The sequence below is a fragment of the Streptomyces sp. SPB074 genome (assembly GCF_000154905.1).
Lineage (GTDB): Bacteria > Actinomycetota > Actinomycetes > Streptomycetales > Streptomycetaceae > Streptomyces.
On the sequence record NZ_GG770539.1, the window covers coordinates 875,132 to 876,956 of the forward strand.

Genomic DNA, 1,825 nt, shown 5'->3' on the forward strand with positions numbered 1-1,825 from the left:
CGGGAGTCGCATGTCCGCCGGAGTACAGGAGATACGCGCGGCGCTCGCCGCCGGGCGCGGTGCCGATCCGGTGCGCGGGCTCGCCGGGGAGGAGGTGTGGCGGCGGGCACGCGAGCGGCCCGCCACGGCCGCGTACCGGGAGCGGATTCTGGCCCGCGCCGCCGGGCACGCGCGGACGCCGCTCGGCCCGGTGCCCTTCTCGCTCCACCGCCGCTTCGCCGAGGACGGCGCGCGGACCGCGTACGACGAGGTGTTCGCCGCCCGCCGCAGGCGGCTCACCGATCTCGCGCTCGCCGCGCTCCTCGACCCCGGCGCGGATCTCACCGCCCTGGAGGACACGATCTGGGCGGTGTGCGACGAGTACGTGTGGGCGCTGCCCGCCCACCTCGACCAGCTCCTCTCCCCCGCGCCGTCCGTGCCGCACGCGGAGCAGATCGACCTCGTGGCCGCCGAGACGGCGTTCACGCTCGCCGAGATCCGCCGCCTGCTCGGCGCGCGCCTGACCCCGCTGGTCGCCGAGCGCGTGCACCAGGAGGTGGAGCGCCGCGTCCTCGGTCCCTTCCTGGCCCGGACGCACTGGTGGGAGAAGGCCGAGACGAACTGGAGCGCGGTGTGCGGCGCCGGGGTCGGCATGGCGGCCCTGCACCTCCTCGGGGACGCCGAGGAGTCCCGGCTCGCGGAGATCACCGCCCGCGTACTCGCCGCGATGGACCACTACCTCGCCGGCTTCGGCGCGGACGGCGCCTGCCGCGAGGGCCTGGACTACTGGAGCTACGGCTTCGGGCACCACGCCCTGTACGCGGAGGCCCTGCGGGAGCGCACCGCCGGACGCGTCGACCTCTTCGCGGACGGGGCGGGGAAGGTGGCCCGTATCGCCCGCTTCCCCTGGTACGCCTTCCTGTCCGGGAACGCGGTCGCCGCCTTCGCCGACACGCGTCCGCACGGCGCGCTCCAGCCCGGGCTGCTCGGGCTGCTCGGCCGCCGCTTCCCCGGGCTGCCCGCCGTGCCGGAGGCGTGGCTGGTCGAGGACGTGCTCGACGGGCCCGGGCGCTGGGGCGCGGCGGTCCGCTCCCTGGGCTGGGAGCCGCCCCCGAGCGGCGGCGGGACGCCGGGGCCCGGCGGCTACCTGCCGGACGCGGGGTGGATGGTCCACCGCGCGGCCGGGGCCGGGGCGTGGGGTTTCGCCGCGAAGGGCGGGCACAACGCCGAGCCGCACAACCACAACGACCTGGGCTCCTTCGTCCTCGCCGCGCACGGCGAGCCGCTGCTCGCGGACCTCGGCGTGGGCACCTACACGCGCGAGTACTTTGGCGCGGGGCGCTACGAGATCCTGTGCAACGGCTCGCAGGGGCACAGCGTCCCGCTCGTGGCCGGGAAGCGGCAGCACGCGGGGGCCGGGGCGGCGGCGCGGGTCCTGGTGGCGGAGCACGGCGACACCGGCTGCCGTTTCGCGCTCGATCTCACCGCCGCCTACGACGTGGACGAACTGACCAGCCTCGTACGCGAGTTCACCCTCACCCCGGGCGGCCTGACCCTGCGGGACACGTACGCGGGCACGGCGCCGCTGGAGGTGACCGAGCGCTTCGTGTCGTACGCGGCCCTCGAACTGCCCGCCCCGGGACGGGCCGTGGTGCGCGGCGCGCGCGGTGCCGTGGCGCTCGCGTACGACCCGACGCGCTGGCGGGCGGAGCCAGGCGAGCTGCGGCACGGTCTGCGCGACGGCTCGACGGCCGCGGTGCGCGTGCTCGACCTGCGGGGGACGCTGACGCGGGGGTCGTGCGAGGTGACGCTCACGCCCCTGGGGTGAGCTTTTTTTTTTTTTTTT

At 76.2% G+C, this 1,825-nt stretch carries 1 protein-coding gene; it reads left to right on the forward strand.

Going from position 1 to position 1,825, the window contains the following annotated elements; all coding sequences use genetic code 11:
- The first annotated feature begins 10 nt into the window (after positions 1-10).
- Entirely contained in the window at positions 11-1,807 is a 1,797-nt protein-coding gene (locus SSBG_RS03600; RefSeq protein ID WP_008744864.1) for a heparinase II/III domain-containing protein, read from the forward strand.
- Positions 1,808-1,825 lie beyond the last annotated feature (18 nt).

Excerpts from the sequence above, each read along its gene's own strand:
- SSBG_RS03600 (WP_008744864.1), top strand. The coding sequence starts at position 11 with ATGTCCGCCGGAGTACAGGAGATACGCGCGGCGCTCGCCGCCGGGCGC.